Here is a 15,885-nt window from a genome sequence, read left to right on the forward strand (position 1 = left end):
TGCTGGATCCCAGCGCGTTGGACGTTCTCCCGGGCCATGAGTGAAGCGATCCCATCGGCTCATTGAGGATCAAGCCCACCTCGGCGGCCCAAGTAAGAGGCCACGGCCGCCGGCAGCGTCGGGAAAAACCAGGCGGCTCCGACCAACTCCACGATGCCGGCACGATGGAGTTGGTTGTAGAGATCCTGCTTCACCCGCGCCATCCCGAAGGCGATGCCGTGGTCGGTGAGCTCCTGGTAGAGATCCTGCAACACGTCCACGGCAGTGATGTCGATCTCCACGATCGCCTCGGCGTTGAGCACGAACCACTCCACCGGTGCCTTTTCTCTCGCCACCGCTTCAAGGGCGCGACAGCGGAAGTCCTCCGCGTTGGCGAAGCAGAGCGGGGCGTCGTAGCGGTAGAGCACGAGGCCGGGATAGCTGCTGGCTCCCTCCCAGTCGCTGACGTCGTGAAGGCCGGCGAGTTTGGGCACCACCCCCATCACCGCGTCATGGGGGCGTACCAGGCGGGCGAACAGATCGACCACGGAGAACGCCACCGCGAGCCCGACCCCTACAAGGATGTCCGTGACCAGCACGCCGAACAAGGTGATCAGGGCGAGCCCGAACTCGCTCTTGCGGAAGCGTCGCAGCCGCTGGAACTCGGGGATGTCAATCAGCCGCATGGCGGCGTAGATCACGATCGCCCCCAGGGCCGCCTTGGGGAACAGCGCCAGCAGCGGCCGCAGGAACAGCAGCACCAGCAACACCACCGCAAAGGCCACCAGTGAGAACAGCTGCGAGCGGCTGCCGAGCGACTCACCGATGGCGGTGCGGCTGCCGCTACTGCTCACCGGAAAACCCTGCAGCAGGCCATTGCCCACATTCACCACCCCCAGCGCCAGCAGCTCCTGGTTGGCATCGATGCGATAGCCACCCCGGGCGGCAAAGGAGCGAGCAGTCAGCACGTTGTCGGAATAGCCCACCAGGGCGATCCCCACCGCTGTTGAGACCAGATACTTGAGCTTCTCCGGCGCCACCCCCTGCGGCAGGGAGAAACTTGGCAGGCCGGCCGGGATCATGCCGATTACAGCGACGCCGGCGTGGTCGAGATGCCAAACGGCCACGATCGTGGTGGCCAGCAGCACCGCCAGGAGCGGACCTGGGGCGGTAGGGAAGCGCCGCTGCACCCAGAACAGGAACAGCAGCGTCCCGCTCGCCAGCAACAGCGTGGGCAGGTGGATCTCGCTCCGCTGGGCCATCAGCTCGCCCATCTGGCCCAACAGAGACTCCGACTTAAAGCTCACCCCGCTGATCTTTCCGATCTGGCTGGTGATCATGATCACCGCCACACCAGCCATGTACCCCACCAGGATCGGCTTGGAGAGCAGATCGGCCAGGAATCCCAACCGTGTCACGGCGCCAATGCAGCACACGAGGCCCACGGTCAGCGCCAACAGGCTGGCCAAGGCGGCGTAGGTGGCTGGATCACCGGCAGCGATCGGACCGATCGCTGCGGCCGTCATCACGGCGGTGGTGGATTCGGGCCCTACTGATAGCTGGGGGGAGGAACCGATCAGGACATAGAGCAGCATCGGCGGCAAGATCGCCCACAGACCAGTGATCGGAGCCAGCCCCGCCAGCTCCGCATAGGCCATGCACTGCGGCACCAGATAGGCCGCCACGGTGCTTCCAGCCAGGACATCTCCTCTCAGCCAGGCTGGCTGGTAATGGCGGAGGCGCTGTAGGCCCGGGAAGGATGGGATCTGCATGGATCGCATGAACCACTGCGGCTGGGGGCTCTCAAGCTCCAGCAACCGACGGGCAACATTCAGCCTTTCGATCGAGCATGGCATCGAAACAATCCAGCGGCACGGCCAGCGGCCGCCTGTTGTCAGGCTTAACCACGAACGTGTTCGCGCTGTCGGCAGACGGCAAGGAGCAATCCGCTGCAAACCACCACCCTGCTTCAGGCGATTCAGGGCCTGGATGCTGATGGTCTGGTGAGCCTTGAGCCTTGACTCTCTAGCCGCTACAGGATCTTTGATGGGTTCACTGCCCCAAGCCCCATGCGCAAGCACCAGCACGCCCCTGCGCCCAGCCTTCCGGCCCAAGCACCGACGGGCAGTGCATCAAAACGGACGTTTCGTTCTCTTCGATGGACTGCGCCAGCGAAGAGAACGAAATCCGCCACGCCCTGCGCGGCCTGCCGCAGAGTTGGTCAATGGTTTCGCGCCTGAGGCTCTCGGCCACGAGCCGGTGGAGATGGGGCTGGCGATCGGTGCGATCGCACTGGTGGGCCTGTCGATCTACCGCAAGGGCATCGCCGCCCTGCGGCAGGGCCGGCTGAACATCAACGCGCTGATGAGTGTGGCTGTCAGCGGTGCCTTTCTGATCGGGCACCGTCAACCAGAGCGGAGCCCTCGAGATCCGGGTGAGTGCCCCGGCCTCGCAGAGCACCCTGGCGCGCATCCTCCAGCGGTGGAGGAGGCCCAGGCCGCGCGCTACACGCCGGCGGTGTTTCTTCTGGCCTGCGCCGTGGCTGTACTGGTGCCGTTCCTGCTGGGCGTTGCGCCCCTTGAGGCGGCGATCCTGGTTCAGGAACGTCAGGGCCGCAGTGTCTCGCTCCTAGCCGACACGACCACGGTGCTGGCGATGGTCCCCGTGGCCGATACCGTCAAACCCTCATCCAGGCAGGCCATTGCAGCGCTGCGGGCCCTGGTCGTGCGGCCCAGGCCGGCAGCGACACAGCGATGGAAGTGGCCGATGTGGTGATCATGAACGACGATCTGATGCGGCTACCGGAGACCATGGCCCTTTCGCGCCGCACGTTCACGGTGCTGTGGCAGAACATCACCCTGGCGCTTGGCTTCAAGGCCATTTTCCTGGTGCTCACGGTGGTGGGCCGCACCAGCATGTGGGAAGCCGTGTTTGCCGACATGGGCACCAAAAGCTGGGGATTCATGCACCCAGCTGAGAACTCTCCGGATCGACCTACGATCCACCGACAGGGTTGGATCGGCGCCGATGCTGGCCATCTGCGCCGCTCTGCTCCAGCTCAAGGGCGCTCCCCTGTCCAGGAGTGGATGGGGTGCTGGGGGCGCCGCTATTGAAACGCCTGCCCGTCTGGATCGACCCCGTAGGCCAGCGCCTTCGCCTTGGGGATGGAGCCGTGGCATTCGCGGACACCGGCGCCGAGGGTTTGTTCCTCAGCCCTGCCATAGCCACGCGTCTGGGGCCGATCGGGCCGGAGGAACCGGTGCGGCTGGTGGGCTTTGGCGGCGAGCAACAGGTGAAACGCCAGCGTTTTGCTGGGTTGGGGCTCGGGTTGGGCCCGGCCCGCGTCGAGGGCATCGTCACTGCCAATCCGATTTTTGCTGAACTTCAAGTGGAGGCGATCGTTGGCCAGGAGCTGCTGCACACGCACCGCCAGCTCTGGCGGCTTGATCAGAGGCCACCCACGCTCAGCCTGTGGTGAAGTCATTCACGGCTCTCCTGGCGTGGTCGCTAGCCCTGGTGCTGGCGCTCGCGGCCCTGTTCAGCCCAGCCCTGGCGACGATGGGAGCAACCTCCCCCGGCATCGGCACCCCCAGCGCCCCCTTGCCGCTCTCCAATGATGCCCTCAGCGAACGGGCCCCGTTCAACCAGAGCGCCCACTACCCCCTGGGCCTGCGCCCCGATCCCGCCCTCTACAAACCCCACGCCGACTGGATCGGCAGATTGATCCTGCCCAGTGAGCGCGAGCTGGCCGAGGCCCCGGGCACTCCGGGCCAGGACTGGACCTGGATCGAACTCGAACAGGTGCCAGCGCCGCAGGCGTCGTTGCTGGGCCAGCGCCTACGGCTCGGCTGGAAGGACAACCCACCTCTGACGAACCTGGTGCGCGCGGTCACCACCGACATCCGTCTGGATGCCGCCGCCCGCTCCGCCAGCACCGATGGCAACGTGGTGCCCGTGCGCCTCAATGGACGCCGGCGAGTGGGGCCGCTGCAGTCCCTGGCGGGCGCGCGCCCCCGCGATGACGTGATCGTGGAACTGCAAGAGGTCGCCGTGGCGCCTGCCGATGGGCTCGCCGCTGCGGGCGCCCCATCTCTGCGCATCGGCCGGCCGCCGATCCAGACCACCGGCCGCTGGGTGGCGCTGGCGCAGATCCTGGGCCCCGCCCCAGCTGTTGGCGGCGGTTCAGCCTCCGATCGCTACCGGGTGCAGCACTACGACAGCGAGCGGGGGGCGTTCAGTGGGCCGATCACCACCGTGCGCGTCCCCCAGCAGCCCCTCAACCGCAACGGCCGCTGGATGTCCAGCCCCTTGGGCCTGGTGAGCAACCCCATCGGCGAGCAGGGCTGGTATCTCTATGGCGCCCCCGATGCCACGGGGCTGTTCACGGTCCAGGCCCTGCGGCCCCGGGCCTTGTTTCAGCTCATGGCCGACCAGCTGCAGCACGGCCGCGACGCCAGCTTGCGCTACCTGCAGCGCGGCAGCTGGGCCCCCACCAGCCTCCAGCGCGGAAGTTTCTCGCGGGTCGAGCTTGCCGCGAAAACTCCGGTGCCCTGGGTCCTGGGGGACCGCGGCCTGCTGATCCACCTGTTCGGGGGCATCGGTGGCCGCCAGGCAGAGCCCATCGCTTTTTTCACCGTGACCGGCCACTTCGCCTTCGGAGAGGCGGAGGTGGTGCGCGACCCCTTCACCGGCGAGCTTCAGTTCGCCCTGCGTTACCACCAGATCTATGCCAACAATCCCGATGGGATCGTGGCCGGCACGCAGGACTGGAGCGCCTATGCCGGCGACCTGCGCCGGGGCTGGCTGGGCACACGGCCCTTCTCTGATCTGCTGGTCAAGCTGGATCGCTTCGACGAGCCCGCCCGCTCCGATTTCGGCGCTGGCGAATCCCAGTTGTCGTTGTTGAGGGAACTGCAACTGCAGGCGGAGGTGTTGATGGCCCGCTACCGCAGCGGCGATGGCACCGGCTTCAACGGCGTGGGCGCGGCGATCTCCTGCGTACAGGACTCCAGCCAGGCCCTGGCGATTGCGGTGGAGCGCCTGCGCCTGCGGCTCGCGTCTGCCACCAGCCAAGGACCTGGCTCAGGCCCCGACGCCGAGCGGATCCAATCCCTCGAACGCCTCACCCGCTCCCTCGATGGCCTGCTCACGCCCTTTGGACAGATGCGCGCCGATTGGCGCCGCAATGCGGCCGTGGTGGAACAGTCGTCCCAGGGGATGGACGAGGGTGCGGCCTTCCGCCGCAGCACCGGTCTGCGGGTCACGTTGCTGAGCTGGCGCACGATGGTGCCCCGCAGCGGCCACGACAATCTGGCCCAGCTGTTCCTGAACCAAGGCGCCCAGCTGCATGTGCTGCGCACCAACCAGATTCCTGGCGGGGATGGGCGGATCACTCCTTTGGCCCCCACCGATCTGCTCGGTCAGCTGCCGCCCGTGGCCTCCCTGCTGCGCCGGATCGCCTCTGCCCTGTTCATGGCCGTCGGTTGGCGAACCGTGGCCATGACCCTGGCGATCCTTGTGCCCTACGCCCTGCTGGCTCTGGCCCTGGGACGACGCTCCGGTTTCCTCCATGCGCAGGTGCGCTGGGGACCGCCACTCCCCCTGTTGCGCCGATCCCTTGGTTGGTTGCTGATGCCCGCCTTGGTGGAAGAACTGTTGTTTCGCGTCGCCCTGCTGCCCCATCCGCTGGAGGGGGAAGGCCTGGCGGGCACGCTCGCCTGGGGCTCCTTGAGCCTGGGGCTGTTTGTGATCTACCACCCCCTGGCGGGGCGCACCTGGTACCCCAACGCCAAGAGGGTGTTCCATGACCCACGTTTTCTGGTGCAGTGCACCCTGCTGGGGTTGGCCTGCCTTGTCGCCTACAACCTCAGCGGCTCGATTTGGCCGCCACTGCTGATCCACTGGCTGGCGGTCACGGTCTGGCTAGGGCCCCTGCAGGGACACCGGCGCCTACGGCCAGCACGGTGACGCCGATGACCGCCAGGGCGATCAGCACCAGGCCCTGGGCCCACGGCCACCGACTGAAATCGAGCTCAGGCCGCTCTTGGCAAAGTTGAAGCGGAGGGGGCCAAGGCGGGCGGAGCGGCGGAAGCGGAAGGGCATGGCGATCAGCGGATCATGAAGCGCTTGCTCCCGGAACTGAGTCAGCCCAATGGATGCGCCATGAAGACCACCAGCCTGCCGGGCCAACAACCTGTTGGCACTACACAGCCAGATCACACCTAACCCCATCCGATCCGGTCCGTCGCCGGTAGTCCCTGCATCCCCTATCGCAGCGGTCAGCATCGTTGGATCGTGACGACGCAAGCCACACCAATGAGCAGGCCATCCCGGGCGCCGCGGCCGGATCCGCTGCCTCGCGCCCTGCCGACCACGGCTGGAGGAGAAGCCACGATCAGCGTGGTCATCCCGGTGCTGAATGAAGCCGGCCTGCTGGAATCGGCCCTGCCCCACTGGCACAGCCTCGAGCGCGGCGGGGCGGAGTTGATCGTGGTCGACGGCGGCAGCAGCGATGGCACGGCCGAGCGGATCCGCCAGCAAGGCTTCGCGCTGGTGCAGGCAGAGCGGGGCCGCGCCCGCCAGATGAATGCCGGTGCCGGCCACAGCAGCGGCGCGCTGCTGCTCTTTCTCCACGCTGACACCCGCCTGCCTATGGGCGCGCTCGCCCTGGTGCGGCAGGCCCTCTCGGCCGGCCCCGGCTGGGGTCGCTTTGATGTGGAGCTCTCGGGCGGCGGCGCGCTGCTGCGGCTGGTGGCCGCCTCGATGAACCTGCGCTCGCGGCTGGGCGGCATCGCCACCGGCGATCAGGCGATTTTTCTGAGCCGCACCTGCTTCGATCGCGTCGGCGGCTTTCCTAACCAGCCGCTGATGGAAGACGTCGAACTCTCGGCGCGGCTGCGGTCCCTGTCCGCCCCCGTCTGCCTGCGGGCCCGGGTGGTCACCTCAGCGCGGCGCTGGCATCGCTACGGCATCGTGCCGACGATCCTGACCATGTGGGGCTTGCGACTGGCCTATGCCTGCGGCGTTCCGGCCCAGGCGTTGGCACGGTTCTACCGATGAACGCCAACCGCGCAGGCCGCTTCACCACCGTTGACGGCACCGTGGGCGACACCGTCATGGTGATCATTCCAGTACTCAACGAGCAGGACACCCTGGCTGCGGTGATCAACCAGCTGCAAGCGATCGGCCTGCCTCACATCCGGGTGGTCGACAACGGCAGCAGCGATGCCAGCGCTGCGGTGGCCACGGCCGCCGGCGCCGCGTTGCTGCGCGAACCGGTGGCCGGCTACGGCCGGGCCTGCTGGCGCGGGCTCGCCCAGCTGCCCGAGGCGATCGACTGGATCCTCTTCTGCGATGGCGACGGCAGCGACGACCTGGCCTCGTTGCCGGGCTGGAGCAGCCGGCTGGCCGACCACGACCTGATCCTGGGCAACCGGGCCGCCACAGCAGCAGGCCGCCGGGCGCTCACACCCGTGCAGCGCTTCGGGAACCGCCTGGCGACCAGCCTGATCCAGCTGGGCTGGGGCCGGCGCTACCAGGATCTCGGCCCGCTGCGGTTGGTGCGCCGCAGCAGCCTGCCAGCGCTGGAGATGGGCGATCGCGGCTTCGGCTGGACGATCGAGATGCAGGTGCGGGCCATCGAAGCTGGCCTGCGCATCTGCGAGTTGCCGGTGCCGCACCATCCCCGCCGCGGCGGCCACTCCAAAATCTCCGGCACCGTGGGGGGAAGCGTTCGGGCCGGGCTGGCCATCCTCAGCACCCTGGCTCGCCTCTACGGCCAACGGCTGCGGCGGAACCGGTTCGTGCAATCGCGCAGCGAATCGTCCTGAAATGGAACGTCCTCCCGCCTCGCCAGCTTCCACACCGCCGGCTCCCGCCTGGATCCTCCCCACCAGCGCCGCCCTGCTGATCATTGGCGCCGCCGCGATGGCCCCGAACGGGCAGCTGACGGATCCAGCCGTGCTGCAGCACTTCTTCCTGGCAGCGGCCGTGATGCTGGCGGGCTTCGCCCTCACCTGGCAGCTGAAAACGGTGGGGGCGGCCTGGTTCTGGGGCGTGGCGCTGGCCGCCCGGCTGCTGCTGCTGCCGATGGAGCCCGGCGACGACATCTGGCGCTACCTCTGGGAAGGGCACATCCAGACCCTGGGCTTCAATCCGTTCGAGCTGGCGCCCGACGCCGCCGCGCTGGTTCCCTTGCGCACCCCCTGGTGGGGGCTGATCAACCACCAGGACGTCTCAGCGATCTACCCGCCGCTGACCCAACTGCTGTTCCGGCTGCTGGCCTTGGGCGGCCCCAGCGTGCTGGCCGTGAAGCTGGCGATCGTGGCGGCCGATCTGGGGGTCTGCGCGTTGCTGGCGCGCCACTTCGGCCACGGCCCGAGCCTGCTCTACGCCTGGAACCCCCTGATCCTCACTGTCTTCGCGGGGAGCGGGCATTTCGACAGCTGGTTCCTGCTGCCGCTGGTGGCGGCCTGGTTCCTGATCGATCCAGCCCAGGGCGATCGGCGTTGGCTGGCGGGCGCCCTGCTGCTGGGCGTGAGCATCGCGATCAAGTGGATCTCCCTGCCGGTGCTGGGGTTCCTGGCCTGGCGGTCGCTGCGGGCGCGGCGCCCCGGGCTGGCCCTGTTGGTGGGGGCGCTGGGGCTGATGCCGATGGTGGCGTCGGCGTTGGTGTTCTGCGAACCAACCAGCTGCCCGCTGGTTCCCACCGGATCGTCCTTCGTGCGTTACGGGCGCAGCGCCGAGCTGTTGCCCCATCTGGTGGGCGCCGTCTGGAGCGCCTCGCGGAGCTGGAACGCCCTGTTTCTGCTCGCCCCACTGCCGGTGCTGGCGCTGCTGACGTTGCGGGCCCGCAGCGTCGCCCAGTTCTGCCGCTGGTGGTTCCTTTGCCTTTTCTTCACATCCCCGATCATCCATGCCTGGTACTTCAGTTGGCTGATCCCCTTCGCGGTGCCGAACAGGCACTGGGGGGCGCGGCTGGTCAGCGGCTCCGCCTTCCTCTACTTCGTGCTCCCATCCCGCCTGCCGGTCTGGGAACTCAGCGATCCCGAACGCCTGCTGCTCTGGGGCCCCCTCCTGTTCGGCACCGCCCTGAGCGCCCTCGCTGGCACCGCTGACCCCGTTGAACTTCCAGAAAACGCCTGAATCAGATCCCTTCTGAATCCCGACGGCCTCTGACCGCACGGCCTTCTGACCCGACTGTCTCCTGAACCCGCCATGCTCCGCCCGTCCCTCTCCAGGCCCAGCCTGCCGTCGTTGCTGGGCCTGCCGGCCCTGATCGGCAGCTTGATCCTGCTGCCCGCCTGCGGCCTGCTGCCCCAGTTCTCCGGCCCGTCCGGTGGCCTGGGGGGGCTGGCGGGGCTGGCCAGCTCAACGGCCACGCCGGCCCCACTGCTCGATAACAGCGCTTTCACCGAAGTGCTGGAGCGCTTTGTGGATGCCGAGGGTCTGGTGGATTACCGCGGCCTGCAGCAGAACCCCAAGGCGCTCCAGGCCTACGTGGACCAGCTCGCCGCCCTTCCCGCCGCCAGCTTCGCCAGCTGGAGCGAAGCGGAGCAGATCGCTGTGCTGATCAACGCCTACAACGCCCTCACCCTGGTCGCGATCATCGAGCACGACCCGCTCAAGGCCAGCATCCGCGACATCCTCGGGGTGTGGAACCTGAGGCGCCACAGCGTGGCCGGCCAGTCGATGACCCTCGATCACCTCGAGCACGGCATCCTGCGCAAGGACTACAACGAACCGCGCATCCATGCCGCCCTCGTCTGCGCGGCGGTGAGTTGCCCGCCCCTGCGCCGCGAGCCGTTCAGCGGCGAACAGCTCGATGCCCAGCTCGACAACCAAGTGGACCTCTGGCTCAGCGGACCCCACGGCCTGCAGATCGATCGCGCCACCAACACCGTGGCGATCTCGAAGATCTTCGAGTGGTTCGCCGAAGACTGGGACCGCACCTACAAAACTGACAAGGTGTTCGGCGGCAACCCCAAGCAAAGCGCCGTGCTCAATTTCATCAGCCAACACAGCCCCCCGGCCGACCGCGTCTACCTCAACGACGCCACCTACCGCTTCACCTACCTCGACTACGACTGGGCCCTGAACAGCCAGAGAAAGCCAGATGGGTGAACGCTCAGCAGCAGCTGGCAGATTCTGAAGTGAGGCTGCCGTCAGGGGAGCAAACAGAGCCTGCATCGGCAAGGTCAAAAGGAAGGCCGCCACCGCAGCCGGGGAAGGGGCCGTAGTGGCGATCGAAGCTGCCGATGAACTGGAAGTGGGGCGCGTGGCGGCTTTCGGCCAGCATCCGGAAGGTGTTGCCGCAGACGGGGAACACCCGGCCCGCCTCGATGCGGTGGTGCTTGTCGAAGGGAAAGACGTGAGGGTGGGCGGCGATTCCGCCCTGGTAGATCACGGCCTGGCCGTGGTCTTCGCAGGCTTCTTCGAGCCCGTCGATGGCGAACAGGCGGTGGGTGGCGGAGAAAAAGCGCAAGGGGCCGGTGCGCGCGCTCAGGTCTGGATCGGTGATCGCCAGCGGCCGGTCGCTCACCAGGCGCGGATCGGGGAAGCCGGCACGGCGGGCCAGCTGCTGGAAGTCGCTCCAGTAGAGGGCGCCGCTGAGGCATTCGCCGTAGAGCACCGGGTCACGGAGCAGCGCTTCGGGTACGCGCCGATCGGCGTAGACATCGGCGAAATAGAACTCGCCACCGGGCTTGAGCAGGCGCCGCACCCCGGCCAGCACGGCCAGCTTGTCGGTGCAGAGGTTCACCACACAGTTGGAAACCACCAGATCGAAGCTGGCCGGCACCAGGGGCAGCTCGCCCAGGGTCTCCAGGGTTCCCTCCAGGAACGAGACGTTGGCGTAGCCGAAGCGCTCGGCGTGGAAATCGCGATGGGCCTCGGCCACCTCCAGCTGCTGGGGGGTCATGTCGATCCCCACCACCGAGCCGGTCGGCCCCACCAACTGGGCGAGCAGGTAGACGTCGCGGCCGCTGCCGCAGCCGAGGTCGAGCACGCGGGCACCCTCCAGCAGTTCCGGCACCACCAGGCCGCAGCCGTAGTAGCGCGAGAGCACCTCGGGATGGATGCGGGCCAGCAGCGGCCGCAGAGCGGCGGGCACCGCCGAGGCATCACAGCAGGCGTCGGTGCGCAGGTCGGCGCTGCTCGCCAGGGTGCTGCCGTAGTACTCCTGAACGCCCTCCTGGAGGGTGTTGGGCTGGGTGCTGGTGCTGGCCATGGCGCTGGGGAACGAAGGATGGAGGGTGGGAGAAGGACGGAGGTGGGCGATCAGCCGCGGCGCCAGTCGTGGAAGCGCTTCAGCAGTTGCAGGGCCCGTTGCGGAGCATGGTTTCGCTTCCATTCTCCGGCCACGTATTTGTTGGCCTCAGCAAGGGTGGGATACGCATGGATGCTGCCGAGGATCTTGCCCAGGCCCAGGCCCCACTTCATCGCCAGCACGAATTCAGCCAGCAGTTCACCGGCATGTTCACCCACGATCGTGACCCCCAGGATCTTGTCGCTGCCAGGCGGGGTGAGCACCTTCACAAAGCCGGCGCTGGCGCTTCCCGCAGTGCCACCTTCAATGATGGCCCGATCGAGTTCGGCGAGCGAAAAGCGGGTGACCTCCACCGCCTGAGCTGCAGCGGCCGCCTCCTGTTCCGTGAGCCCCACGCTGGCCACCTCGGGATCGCAGAAGGTGGTGCGGGGAATCACGCGGTTGTCCACCTGGAAGCGGCGCAGGTCGCCGAACAGGGCGTTGACGGCGGCATACCAGGCCTGGTGAGCGGCCGTGTGGGTGAACTGGTAGGGCCCGGCCACATCGCCGGCGGCATAGATGTTGGGGTAGAGCGTCTGCAGGTGGGCGTCAGTTTCGATCGTGCGGCCGGTGGGGATGCCGAGCTCCTCGAGGCCGAAGCCATCCAGCCGCGCCTGGCGGCCGATGGCGCAGAGCAGGCGGTCAAACCCGATCCGCTCGATCACCCCGCCGCTCTTCACGAGGGCTTCGCCGTTCTCAAACGCCTGCAGGCTGGCGTTGCTGAGCACCCGCACGCCATCGGCTTCGAGGGCAGCACGCACCAGGGCAGACACCTCGGCGTCCTCGCGCCTGAGCAGGCGATCGCCCCGTTGCAGCAGGGTGACGCGGGCGCCGAGCTGGGCCAGGGCCTGGGCCAGTTCACAGCCGATCGGGCCGCCCCCCAGCACCAGGATCCGCGGCGCGGCCAGCTCGCACTGGCGCAGGTTCTGCCAGAGGGTCTCGCTGGTGAGCGCCCCCACCGCCTCGATGCCGGGAATCGAGGGCAAGATCGGCCGGGCGCCGGTGGCCAGCACGATCGCGCGGGTTGTCAGCCGCCGCTCGCTGCCGTCGGCCGCGGTCACCGCCACGGTCCAGGGGTCGAGCAGGCGGGCATGGCCGCTGAGCACCTCCACCCCCAGGCCCTCGTAGCGCTCGACGCTGTCGTGGGGGGCGATGGCCTCCACCTTGCGGAACACCCGCTCCAGCACCGCCTGCCAGGACACCTCGGGATCAGCGGCCGTCAGGCCATAACGGTCGGCGCGGCGCATGCGGGCAGCCAGGCGGGCGGAGCTGATCAGCGCCTTGCTGGGCACGCAACCGGTGTTGAGGCAATCGCCGCCCATGCGATCGGCTTCGATCAGGGTCACCCGCGCCTTCACGGTGGCGGCGATGTAGGAGGTGACCAAACCGGCGGCGCCGGCACCGATCACGATCAAGTTGCGCTCAAAGTGCTGCGGCCGCGGCCAGGGGCGGTACAGACGCCAGCGCTGCCAGCGGCCCAGCAGCAGCTTGACGATCCAGGGGAAGGCGGCCAACAGGGCGAGCGAGCCCAGCAGCGGCGGCGAGAGGATTCCGTCGAGGCTGCGCAGCGCCGCCAGCTGGGTGCCGGCGTTCACGTACACGATCGTGCCGGGCAGCATGCCGATCTGGCTGGTGAGCGTGTAGGGGAGGGCCCGCATCGGCGTCAGACCCATCACCAGATTGATCAGAAAGAACGGAAACACCGGCACCAGCCGCAGGCTGAGCAGGTAGAGCACGCCATCACGGCGCACGCCCGCCTCGATCGGCGCCAGCTGGGCGCTGAAGTTGCGCTGCACCAGATCGCGCAACAGTGTGCGGGCCAGCAGAAAGGAGAGCAGGGCGCCAGCGGTGGAGGCGAACGACACCAGCACCGTGCCCTGCGCCAGCCCGAAGATGGCGCCGCCTGCCAGGGTCATCACCGCCGCGCCAGGCAGCGACAGCCCGGTCACCAGCACATAGGCCGCCGCATAGATCAGCGCCGCCAGCAGGGGCGAGCCAGCCCGCCAGGTCTGCAACGAGTCCTGGGCCGAACGCAGGGCCTCCAGGTTGAGGAAACGCTGCAGATCCAGCGCAAAGAACAGGCCCACCAGCAGGGCGACGGCCAGCAGCAACAGCAGGCGACGGATCATGCCGCCAGCGCACCGCCGCAGCTGGAGCCGCTGCCGGCGGTGCAGCCGAAGCAGTGGGCGGCCACCTGGATCGGATCACCGGCGGGATCGCGCTGCAACAGATCGCGCAGGTGGCGGCCGCCGGCGGGCAGGCCCAGCTGCTGGTTGAAGTCGCAGTCGTAGAGCCAGCCCTGCCAATCCACGCTGATCAGCTGGCGGCACATCACCTGATCGAGATTCGCCGGCCGGTGGCTGGCGCGCAGCAGGGCGAGGTAGTCGTCGAGCTGGCCGCTGGCGGCGAGCGCCGCCGAAAACCGCTGGATCGGCATGTTGGCCAGGGCGTAGAGCCGGTTGAAAACAACGCCGTACTCCTGCCACAGCACCCGCCGGTAATCGGCCTCCAGGGCCTGCTGGGGCGGGGGCAGCGCCGCCCCCTGCGGGTTGTAGACGAGATCCAGCTCGAGGCCGCTGTCAGGCTGGCCGTAGCCCAGAGCGTTGAGCCGCCGCAGACCCTCGATGCTGCGGGCAAACACGCCGCCGCCCCGCTGTTTCTCGACGTTTTCTTTGAGATAACAGGGCAATGAAGCCACCACCGTGACGCCTTCGGCGGCCAGGAACGCAGCCAGATCCTCCTGGCCCGGCTCCAGCAGGATGGTCAGGTTGCAGCGATCGATCACCTGCACGCCGAGCCGCCGGGCGGCGCGCACCAGCCCCCGGAAGCCAGGGTGCAGCTCCGGCGCACCACCGGTGAGATCCAGGCAACCCAGGCCACGGGCCTGCAGCACCGACGGGATCAGCGCCAGGGTGGCGTCGTCCATGCTTTCGGTGCGGCTGGGGCTGGCATCCACGTGACAGTGGGAGCAGGCCTGGTTACAGCGGTAGGTGATGTTCACCTGCAGGGTGCGCAGATCAAGCCGCCGCAGGCTGGGGAATCCAGGCGACGTGCCGAGGTCAGTACCCGTTGGGGTGGAGATGGTCGGAGTGGAGGCGGGGAGGCTCACGGAGCAGCTGCGGGCTGGGAACGGTGTAGCGGACGCTGATCAGATGGTGCTGGACAGAACAGTGGGACCGTGGGGGCCGCTGCCGGGTGCATCAAGCGCTTCGAGGCTGACGGTGAGGCTGCTGGCCTGGCTGGTGGGTTCCGGCGGGATCGGCATCGACACCGTGCCGTTGGCGTCGGGCACGAAGTGGACACAGCCCACCTCCTTGCCGTTGACCCGCGCCCAGAGCCGGTAGGCGTGGCGGGGCGGCGGAGCCGGCAAACCTTCCAACCGCAGCATGTTGTAGGGCTGGCTGCCGCTTACCTGAACTGCACCGCTGATGCGGTGGGCGGCATCCATGCTGCGCAAGGGCAGGCTGCGGCTGACCCGAAGGCCGGCGTCGCCTGTATCTCCAGGGAGCTGGGAGGGTGTGGCCTCGTAACGGGCCAGCTGGCTGCGGGTGCGCCACAGCTCGCCGCCGGTCACCAGCAGCCCCAGGGCCAGGGCCACGGGGATCCACCAGCGCTGGCCTGGGCCGGCCGCCGCTGGGGCGCGGTCATCCGCATTCAGCGACGGCACCGCCGGATCGAGCAACAGACGGCGCAGGCGAGGGGGAGGGACCGCGGCCTCGTTGAGGGCTAAGGGCAGCAGATGGAGGGTGCTCTGGAACTCCTCCAGCCGGCGGTTCAGCTCAGGTGCCTGCTGCAGCCGCAGCGTGAGCCGATCGCGTTCTGCGTCGTCGAGATCACCGAGCGCGAAGCCTGCGAGCAGCTCGTCGTCGAGGGATCCGGAGGTATCGCGGTCGTCGGCGGGGTTGGGCAGGGTCATGGCTGGGCAGCAAAATCGTTCAACAGGGTGCGCAGGCGGATCAGCCCCTGGCGCGCATGGGTTTTGACGGTGCCGAGGGGCAGCTGCAGCTGGCTGGCGATCGCCGACTGGCTGAGCCCCTCGTAGTACGCCAGCTCGAGCACCTGGCGTTGGCGGGGGGGGATGGTGTCAAGGGCGGCCCGCACCCGCTCGGCCAGGTTGTCGGTCTCGGCGCATTCCTGCGGACCGCGGGAGGTCCTGGGCAGCAGCTGGCTCGACCACTGCTGAACTTTCTGCCAGCGCGATTGCCGCTGACTGAGGCGATTGAGGGCCATCGAGCGGGTCAACAAGAGCAGGTAGGCCACCACCGGCCCGCGGGCCGGGTCGTAGCGGCCCTGGCGCCAGTAGCGGAGGTAGACGTCATGGGTGAGATCCTCCGCTTCCTGGGGGGAGCGACACAGCTTCAGCGCCAGTCGGTAGACGGCCGGGCTGGTGGCGTCGTACAGGCTGGCCAGATCACCATGAAACTGTTGCGCCAGCTCCATCGGAGTGAGCCCTGTGGTCTCTTCACGGCGCGTCATGGCCACGGGTAGGACGGGCACAGGGGCGGCAGGGGCCATGGGATGGCCGGGAGGGAGGGCGGTGGAGCGGGCATCAATCGTGCAACGGCACACCACAGGTACCGGCCACCACGGCGATTGGATGT

The 15,885-nt window shown here is 68.2% G+C and carries 15 protein-coding genes; 8 read left to right on the forward strand and 7 right to left on the reverse strand.

The genetic code is table 11. The features are described from left to right. Window positions 1–59: 59 nt before the first annotated feature. Window positions 60–1,751 (reverse strand): sulfate permease, encoded by a 1,692-nt coding sequence (gene sulP, locus BM449_RS06085; RefSeq protein ID WP_083544628.1) that lies wholly within the window; start codon window positions 1,749–1,751, stop codon window positions 60–62. A 445-nt stretch (window positions 1,752–2,196) separates the two neighbouring features. On the opposite strand from sulP, the gene BM449_RS06090 reads away from it, so the two are divergent. The 4 genes from BM449_RS06090 to BM449_RS06105 are packed head-to-tail and all read left to right on the forward strand — an operon-like array spanning window position 2,197 to window position 5,946. After that, window positions 2,197–2,754, forward strand: a complete 558-nt coding sequence (locus BM449_RS06090) for a hypothetical protein (RefSeq protein WP_071800497.1) — start codon at window positions 2,197–2,199, stop codon at window positions 2,752–2,754. Next, entirely contained in the window at window positions 2,733–3,092 is a 360-nt protein-coding gene (locus BM449_RS15230; protein WP_071800498.1) for a hypothetical protein, read from the forward strand. The genes BM449_RS06090 and BM449_RS15230 overlap by 22 nt, the downstream gene beginning before the upstream one ends. A 59-nt stretch (window positions 3,093–3,151) precedes the next feature. Continuing rightward, window positions 3,152–3,457 carry an aspartyl protease family protein gene (locus BM449_RS14955; protein ID WP_145536889.1) on the forward strand — a complete coding sequence of 102 codons (306 nt, stop codon included), beginning with the start codon at window positions 3,152–3,154 and terminating at the stop codon, window positions 3,455–3,457. Further along, window positions 3,451–5,946 (forward strand): CPBP family glutamic-type intramembrane protease, encoded by a 2,496-nt coding sequence (locus BM449_RS06105; RefSeq protein WP_071800500.1) that lies wholly within the window; start codon window positions 3,451–3,453, stop codon window positions 5,944–5,946. Before BM449_RS14955 ends, BM449_RS06105 begins: the two co-directional genes overlap by 7 nt. A 21-nt stretch (window positions 5,947–5,967) precedes the next feature. On the opposite strand, the gene BM449_RS15575 is transcribed toward BM449_RS06105, so the two are convergent. Further along, window positions 5,968–6,264, reverse strand: coding sequence for a DUF4236 domain-containing protein (locus BM449_RS15575; RefSeq protein ID WP_083544430.1), 297 nt, complete (start codon window positions 6,262–6,264; stop codon window positions 5,968–5,970). A 30-nt stretch (window positions 6,265–6,294) separates the two neighbouring features. Here BM449_RS15575 and BM449_RS06115 point away from each other — a divergent pair, with 30 nt between their 5' ends. The 4 genes from BM449_RS06115 (at window position 6,295) to BM449_RS06130 (ending at window position 10,101) form a co-directional block, all read left to right on the forward strand. Then, the gene (locus tag BM449_RS06115; RefSeq protein ID WP_083544431.1) at window positions 6,295–7,038 is read left to right on the forward strand and encodes a TIGR04283 family arsenosugar biosynthesis glycosyltransferase; all 744 of its coding nucleotides are present in this window, start codon (window positions 6,295–6,297) and stop codon (window positions 7,036–7,038) included. Further along, window positions 7,035–7,808, forward strand: a complete 774-nt coding sequence (locus BM449_RS06120; protein ID WP_071800502.1) for a glycosyltransferase — start codon at window positions 7,035–7,037, stop codon at window positions 7,806–7,808. The genes BM449_RS06115 and BM449_RS06120 overlap by 4 nt, the downstream gene beginning before the upstream one ends. Before the next feature lies 1 nt (window position 7,809). Further along, window positions 7,810–9,123 carry a hypothetical protein gene (locus BM449_RS06125; protein WP_233831164.1) on the forward strand — a complete coding sequence of 438 codons (1,314 nt, stop codon included), beginning with the start codon at window positions 7,810–7,812 and terminating at the stop codon, window positions 9,121–9,123. A gap of 72 nt (window positions 9,124–9,195) precedes the next feature. Continuing rightward, window positions 9,196–10,101, forward strand: coding sequence for a DUF547 domain-containing protein (locus BM449_RS06130; RefSeq protein ID WP_083544432.1), 906 nt, complete (start codon window positions 9,196–9,198; stop codon window positions 10,099–10,101). A 4-nt stretch (window positions 10,102–10,105) separates the two neighbouring features. On the opposite strand, the gene BM449_RS06135 is transcribed toward BM449_RS06130, so the two are convergent. From BM449_RS06135 to BM449_RS06155, 5 genes are all read right to left on the reverse strand, one after another. After that, window positions 10,106–11,206 (reverse strand): methyltransferase domain-containing protein, encoded by a 1,101-nt coding sequence (locus tag BM449_RS06135; protein ID WP_071800503.1) that lies wholly within the window; start codon window positions 11,204–11,206, stop codon window positions 10,106–10,108. Between the two features lie 50 nt (window positions 11,207–11,256). Further along, on the reverse strand, window positions 11,257–13,413 hold the full coding sequence (locus BM449_RS06140) for a bifunctional TVP38/TMEM64 family protein/FAD-dependent oxidoreductase (RefSeq protein ID WP_071800504.1): 2,157 nt from the start codon (window positions 13,411–13,413) through the stop codon (window positions 11,257–11,259). Beyond that, the gene (arsS, locus tag BM449_RS06145; RefSeq protein ID WP_071802030.1) at window positions 13,410–14,366 is read right to left on the reverse strand and encodes an arsenosugar biosynthesis radical SAM (seleno)protein ArsS; all 957 of its coding nucleotides are present in this window, start codon (window positions 14,364–14,366) and stop codon (window positions 13,410–13,412) included. The genes BM449_RS06140 and arsS overlap by 4 nt, the downstream gene beginning before the upstream one ends. Before the next feature lie 66 nt (window positions 14,367–14,432). Beyond that, window positions 14,433–15,200 (reverse strand): anti-sigma factor, encoded by a 768-nt coding sequence (locus tag BM449_RS06150; RefSeq protein ID WP_071800505.1) that lies wholly within the window; start codon window positions 15,198–15,200, stop codon window positions 14,433–14,435. Beyond that, entirely contained in the window at window positions 15,197–15,799 is a 603-nt protein-coding gene (locus BM449_RS06155; RefSeq protein WP_233831166.1) for a sigma-70 family RNA polymerase sigma factor, read from the reverse strand. Before BM449_RS06155 ends, BM449_RS06150 begins: the two co-directional genes overlap by 4 nt. Window positions 15,800–15,885: the final 86 nt, after the last annotated feature.

The organism is Synechococcus sp. SynAce01 (assembly GCF_001885215.1).
In the GTDB taxonomy this organism is placed as follows: Bacteria; Cyanobacteriota; Cyanobacteriia; order PCC-6307; family Cyanobiaceae; genus Regnicoccus; species Regnicoccus frigidus.